The 6,493-nt window shown below is 59.4% G+C and carries 5 protein-coding genes; 1 reads left to right on the top strand and 4 read right to left on the bottom strand.

All coding sequences use genetic code 11. The features are described 5' to 3' along the window. From ACZAHD_RS20575 to ACZAHD_RS20565, 3 genes are all read right to left on the bottom strand, one after another. The coding region (locus ACZAHD_RS20575) for an aryl-sulfate sulfotransferase (RefSeq protein ID WP_462458409.1) at positions 1 to 1,569 on the bottom strand (1,569 nt) is incomplete at its 3' end. 24 nt (positions 1,570 to 1,593) lie between these two features. Next, positions 1,594 to 2,337: an ABC transporter ATP-binding protein gene (locus tag ACZAHD_RS20570; protein WP_462458408.1), complete on the bottom strand. Its 744-nt coding sequence runs from the start codon at positions 2,335 to 2,337 to the stop codon at positions 1,594 to 1,596. Beyond that, entirely contained in the window at positions 2,334 to 3,902 is a 1,569-nt protein-coding gene (locus ACZAHD_RS20565) for an ABC transporter permease (protein WP_462458407.1), read from the bottom strand. Before ACZAHD_RS20565 ends, ACZAHD_RS20570 begins: the two co-directional genes overlap by 4 nt. Before the next feature lie 220 nt (positions 3,903 to 4,122). Between ACZAHD_RS20565 and ACZAHD_RS20560 the strand changes: the two genes are divergently transcribed. Continuing rightward, complete coding sequence (locus ACZAHD_RS20560; protein ID WP_462458406.1) at positions 4,123 to 5,190, top strand: ABC transporter substrate-binding protein; 1,068 nt, start codon at positions 4,123 to 4,125, stop codon at positions 5,188 to 5,190. Here the strand turns inward: ACZAHD_RS20560 and ACZAHD_RS20555 are convergent. Further along, positions 5,187 to 6,131, bottom strand: coding sequence for a LysR family transcriptional regulator (locus tag ACZAHD_RS20555; protein WP_462458405.1), 945 nt, complete (start codon positions 6,129 to 6,131; stop codon positions 5,187 to 5,189). The two genes, ACZAHD_RS20560 and ACZAHD_RS20555, sit on opposite strands and share 4 nt — an antisense overlap. Positions 6,132 to 6,493 lie beyond the last annotated feature (362 nt).

The following is a 6,493-nucleotide window of genomic DNA, read 5'->3' as shown; positions in this document are numbered from 1 at the left end:
CTTACGGCAGTGGACGCAGCGTTCAGCGCCAACGAACAGCAGCAGCGCAGACGCGCTCTGTAGCTCGCTTTCTGCACTCAGCGGTGTGAACCGGCTCTCCGCCACGCGGAACAGTTTCGGACTGCGACGCAGGGTATCGTTATCGGTCGCCACGCACAGCGCATCGGCGCTTTTACTGTAGGGTCGCACACCGGCAACACGCACCACGCTCTGCGCCGGACCAGCCGCTGCGGCGCCGGGCTGACGTAAAGTCCGCACGTCAACCGCCGCAATCGGGACTTCGGACGGCTGCGTCAGCTGCGGGATCCAGGCATACGGAATACGGTAGGCCCGGTAGACCATATTGTTATTCAACGTCTTGCCCCAGAATGGCGAAATATACTCCCAGACAATTTCATGATCGCGGGTCACTTCAAAAATGCGGCCGTTGGAACCTTCGTTGATGAGGGTATTGCCGTTTTCCAGGCGCTGCATGTTGCTGATATACGGGCTATAGAACCGATACGAGTCGGTTGGCTGCGGGAGATCCGCCTCATACGGCGAGTAGCGCCATTCGATATTGAGCGTCACTGGGTTGATCTCAAGGATCCGCGAATAGTCGCGCCAGGCGTTTTTCACCCCGTCCGCCGACGCCGGGTTGGGGGCGCCGTACCCAGCCCAGCCGCCGTTATCGAAGATCAGAATATTGCCCGCCCCCGGTAATCCATGGGGGATCATATGCGCATGGTGCTGACCGATAATCCAGCCGATGTGCTTGAGCTCCGGTTTGCTGTAGTCTGGGCCGAGCTGCCAGACGATCTTGCCGCTCTGTTTATCGATAATGGCGATAATGTTGGATTCGCGGGCATCCCAAATGATGTTGTCAGGATGGAAACGCCTATCTCCAGCGTCATACCATTTGTTCGGTCCCAGCGCCGACATGGAGTTGATGTGCATCCAGTCGCCCATCCCCCCACCGCTGGCACGCATATTGGGGTTATTGCGCAGCGCCGCGCGCGCCGCGTCGTCAAAACCCAGCTCGTGGAAATGATCGCTGCAGCGCCATTCCCACACCACATTGCCCTGCCAGTCAACCTCAATGATGGTGTCATCGAGCAGCAGCTTGTCGGAAATCGCTTCGTTCACCAGGTTGGTGTGGGCCAGAATTAAGGTGTTGCCGCCATCAACCTGCGGCTCCAGCCCCGGAGCGTAATAGCCCACCGGATTCCCGGCACGCTGATAATCGTGGTGCGCGCGCGCCATCCAGCGCGGCGCATGACCCGGGTCGCTCACCTGTTCATAGCGGTCAAATTTCCAGGTAATATTGCCTTCCCAGTCCACCTGAATCAGGTCAAGCATATCCTGCATGCCGTAGCGGGGATCGCGTTCGCCGCTGTGGCCAAGAATCGTTCCGCCGGGTAGGATCTTATTCGGAAAACCGTGCAATTCGGGCCATTCACGGACCACGTTGCCATTCATATCGACCAGAATCGCCCCGCGCTCGGTGGCCTGAAAAACGGTATAGCCGCTCCATGCGCGCTGCGGATCGTAAAGCGTGGCGCCGGTCGGGTAGACGGAAGGATGTCCCATGTTGTCACTCCTTAAATAGTCAAATCAGGCACAAGTAATCAAGTTACGAATCTGGCGGCAGGCGGCGGAGAACGACTCATCATCGCGCTGCCGCGGATGGGGTAACGCCAGCGTCACCACCTCGCGAATCCGTCCTGGACGGGGAGAGAGCACCACCACCCGATCGGCCAGCGCCACCGCCTCTTCCACATCATGGGTGACCAGCAACGTGGTGGTCCCCGTGCTGCGATGAATATGCAGCAGCTCCTGCTGCAGGGTATGCCGCGTCAGGGCATCCAGCGCGCCGAAAGGCTCATCAAGCATCAGAATTTGCGGTCTGGCGATCAGCCCGCGGGCAATCGCGACACGCTGGGCCATACCGCCGGAAAGTCGGGCGGGCAGCGCATGGGCAAACTCTTGTAGCTGTACGCGCTCCAGCATCGCCAGCGCGCGCTGGCGCTTCACCCCGCGGCTCAGCTTTTCATCCGCGAGGCCCAGTATCACGTTGTCGATCACCGTCAGCCACGGAAACAGCCGCGGCTCTTGAAAGACGATGCCGCGCTCTTTGCCCACGCCGCGAACCGGTTCGCCGTTGATGCAAATTTCCCCCTGCGTCACCGGCTCAAGGCCAATCAACATCCGCAGCAGCGTGGATTTGCCGCAGCCGCTGCTGCCCACCAGCACCACCAACTCGCCAGCGGCGATATCGAGGCTGAAGTTTTGTAGTGCCGTCACCTGTTGCCAGGATTTGCGCACATGGCGAAAAGAGACCAGGGTCGAGGTGGTCATAGTTGCTCCTGTTGGCGCCAGCGGGTGGCGCGAGATTCCAGTAAACGTCCGGCTTTATCCAGCGCCGCACCGGTGATACCAATCAGCACCATGCCGCAGAGAATGGTCGGCATATCCAGCAACTGCTGGGCATTGATCATCAGACTGCCGATACCGGTCCCGGAGGACATGAAATATTCCGCGCCAATGTTGCCCAGCCACGCATAAATCAACGCCAGGCGCAGACCGGCAAATATGCCCGGCGCCGCCCCCGGTAAAATCAGCGCCAGCAGACGGATCAGCGGAGTAAAGCGCAGCACCTTCGCCACTTCATCGAGTTGCGGATCGCGCTGGCTGACCGCCTGCAAGGTGCTGAAAAACATCGGGAAGAAAGAAGCCAGAGCGATAAACACGATTTTGCCGCCGTTATCGTTACCCACCCACGCTGTCAGCAGCGGCAGCCAGGCAAAGAGCGCGATATGGCGCAGAACGTTCAGCGTCGGCGTAAATATCTGCCCGGCGCGCGGGCGCAGGGCCAGCAGCAACCCGCATAACAACCCGATAGCGATCCCCAGCACGCCGCCGGTAAAGGCCCTCTCCAGACTGGCCAGCATCGCGGCGGGCAGTTCCCCGCTGGCCGCTCCGGCCATAAAGCGCTGCGCCACCGCCAGCGGCGAAGAAAATAATGTGCTGTCGATCCAGCCCCGATGGCTGGCCAACTGCCATAACACCAGCAGGATCAGCGGTAGCTGGCAGGCATGCCAGCTGGCCTGAGGCTTCCAGGTCAGCCGCCCGGTAGCGGCCTGCGGCCAGAAGACCAGCCGGGCATAGACCCGGTTGGTTGCCCACTCCATGATCAACCCACTCAGCCCCACCACCACGATAGTGACGAAGACAATATCCAGCTGAAACAGCTGGCGGCCCCAGACCATCAGGTAGCCGATCCCTTCAGACGATGCCAGCAGCTCGACAACAATCAGCGACACCCAGGCCTGAGATAGCGCCAGCCGCAGGCCGGTAAACCAGCCCGGCAGGCTCGCGGGAATAACCAGCCAGCGCAGCCGCTGCCAGCGGGAAAAATTCATCACCTGCGCCGCTTCCCCTAGCGCTGACGAGATGCTGGTGACCGCCAGCTGGGTGTGGATGGTCATCGGGACAAGAGTGGTTTTGACGATAACCGCCAGCTTCAGGCCGTTATCGATGCCAAACAGCACCATAAACAGCGGGATCCAGCCCAGGGTGGGGATCTGCGCCAGGGCATAAAATAGCGGTTCTCCGCGCTGAGCCGCGGCTGGTACAAGACCAAATAAAGCCCCCAGCAGAGTACCCGCCGCCGCCCCCAGCAGCAGCCCGACAGCCAGGTGCTGAAGGCTAAACCCCCATTGCGCCAGCAGATCGCCGCTGAGGAGCGACATCGCGGTCCCGGCGACGACCGCCGGGGCGGGCAGGATTTGCTCCGGCATCCAGCGCTCTACGGCGGCGGTGTGCCACAGCAGCGCGATCAGCGCCGGCAGCAGCAAGGGCCAGCCATTTAGCCTGATAGCCGGCCAGGAGGGCCTGCGTCTTTTCAAGATCATCTGCGACATAGTGGTCCGTTTTGAGTGAAGTCATCACCCTATAAAACCGTCCTCAGCATCTGTCGTCATTGCGTTTGGTGAATAATCCCGATGCAACAAATGCATCTCAGCCTGACGGACAGGCGGGCCCTGATTTAGCTTATTTTTACCTTTGCTCTGCGAATAAAAGTATTTAACAGCACGCGGTGAGCCTCTTTAGGGTGAGAAAAAACTCAGGGAGTCACTACCAATGATGAAAGCTATTTTTACCCGTACGGCGCTGGCGCTGGTCGCCATCGTCATCCTGCTCGCCAACGCCCAGGCTGAGAGCCTGCGCACCATTCGCATTGGCGTGCCGGATCAAAGCGCCGGCAGCAAACCGTTTATTGAAGGGCCGGTCGGGATGGCCTTTATCCGTCATCAGCTGGAGGCGGTGTTTAAACCGCAGGGCGTGGAGGTACAGTGGCAGTTCTTTAAGGGGGCTGGCCCGGCGGTGAACGAAGCGCTGGCCAACCGGCAGCTTGATTTTGTCTATCTCGGCGATCTGGCGGCGATTATCGGTAAGGCCAACGGTCTGCCGACCCGTCTGCTGCTGGGCAGCCGCGGCTCGGAATCGTACCTCGCGGTCACCAGAGCTTCGGGTATTAAACAACTGACAGATCTGCGAGGGAAACGCGTAGCGGTCTATCGCGGTACCGCAGACCAACTGGCCTTCGATCGCGCGTTGCAAACCGTCGGGCTTAGCGAACGCAATATGCAGGTCATTAATCTGGACTGGAGCGCCGGGAAAGCGGCGCTGGCCGCCGGTCGTGTTGATGCGGTGTGGGGCGGCGTCTCGCTGCTGGCGCTGCGCGGCGATAAGATTGACGTGGTGGTAAAAAGCGGTGATTCAGGACGGCAAAGTACGACCCAGGCGGGTTTTCTCGGAACCCAGGACTTTATTCAGGCCTGGCCACAGGCCACCCAGCAAATTATCGATGTGCTGGTGAAAAACGCGGCGGAAATCAGCGACCCGGCTAATCGCGAGGCCTGGTCGGCAGAGATGGCGCAGCAGAGCCAAATCCCACAGGCGCTGTTCCTTGAGGATCTGCAACCGCAGGATCTCAACTTCAGCACTTCGCCGCGCATCGACCCCTTCCTGGCCGACAGCTTCAGCAGCAGCGTTGAGCAGGCCAAAGCGGGCCGCCTGACTCGCAATGCCTTTGCGGTGACGCAGTGGGCAGACGGTCAGTTTGTCGAACAGGCGCTGAAAACCCTGCAGCTGGAAAACCACTGGCCGCAGTACGATAGCCAGGGTCAGGCAGCGAACGCCGGCTAAACCCCCTCCTCCCGCGCCAGCAGCTGGATCTGCTGCTGGCGGTCGGTATGCAGGATAATATCGATAAACCGGGCGACCAGCGGCGAAAGCGCGGCATGAACCGGCGAGATCACCGCAAAGCGGGTCTGCATCAGTCGCCACTCTTCCGGAAGGTTGCTGAGCTCCAGTTTCACCAGGCGATGGCTGTGCTGGCACAGGGCAAAGCCATCTTCACTGGCAAAGCTTATTGCCCGCGTGTCCGCCAGCGTCGACAGCAAAGCGTAGATGTGATCGCACTGAATCGCCGGGGTGAAATCCTGCTGCTGGCTGAGCGTCGCCAGCACTTTTCTCACCCCCGGCGGCAGGTACGGCGCGGCAAAGGGGTAGCGCAGCATCTCCTCAATGGCAACCGGCCCCTTCTGAGCCAGGGGATGGTCGGCATGGCAGATGAAGAAACAGCGCTGCGGACTGAGCGGCTGTACCCGCAGCTGTGGATCCAGCTCCGCATGCCAGCTGTCGGCCACCACGAAGGGAAACTGCTGGGTTGTCAGCGCGTGATGCAGGGCAAACCAGTTATCGACCTGAAAACGCACCCTCGCCCGCGGTAGACGACGGTGAAGCTCACCGATCGCCGCCGGGATCAGACGCGCCGAGGGCGCCGGGCCGCAACCGAACGCCACTTCGCCATTTTCGCTATCGTCCGTTTCCCCCAGCAAGCTGCTCAGTTCAATGTTTAGCTCCTGGAAGCGGCGGGCGTAGGGCAGCAGCTTTTGTCCATGCCGCGTCAGCGTCGGCTGCTTATTCTGCCGGTCGAATAAGGGATGGCCGACGCTCTGCTCCAGCGACTGAATACTGCGGCTGAAGGCGGATTGCGACAGGCATACCGCCTCGGCGGCACGGTGAAAACTACCGTATTCAACCAACGCGACAAAATTGCGCAGCTGGCGAAAATCGAGATGCATAAGCTTGCCTCACAGGAACCTTGAGCGGACAAAGTACTGGACGCCGCCCCCAGCACGCAATGGCCGGATGATGAGGATCTTTCACTTTCTGTGCACAGAATACGGCAATTAACATCAGATGCGTCTTAATATGCACTCGCGAAATATTGTTTCATGGTGAAATAATTTATTAACAAGCGACGCTCACCTTTTCTCTTATATTTAACTGCGCAAATCAAGAGTGTGAAGTAACAGGGTTACTCTACGTAATTTTTCGTAAATTTTTCAGTGAACCATTCTGACAATATGGCGGATACGCTATAAATAGCCACGGCCCATTCTCTGTCACGAAAAATAACGATATGACGCCTAAACTTGCTCAC

This window comes from Raoultella sp. (assembly GCF_039594335.1).
Taxonomy (GTDB): domain Bacteria; phylum Pseudomonadota; class Gammaproteobacteria; order Enterobacterales; family Enterobacteriaceae; genus Klebsiella.
This window is presented reverse-complemented; position numbering and strand designations above follow the sequence as displayed.

Coding starts and splice junctions, on each gene's coding strand:
- ACZAHD_RS20570 (WP_462458408.1), bottom strand. CDS start 2,337: ATGACCACCTCGACCCTGGTCTCTTTTCGCCATGTGCGCAAATCCTGG.
- ACZAHD_RS20565 (WP_462458407.1), bottom strand. CDS start 3,902: ATGTCGCAGATGATCTTGAAAAGACGCAGGCCCTCCTGGCCGGCTATC.
- ACZAHD_RS20560 (WP_462458406.1), top strand. CDS start 4,123: ATGATGAAAGCTATTTTTACCCGTACGGCGCTGGCGCTGGTCGCCATC.
- ACZAHD_RS20555 (WP_462458405.1), bottom strand. CDS start 6,131: ATGCATCTCGATTTTCGCCAGCTGCGCAATTTTGTCGCGTTGGTTGAA.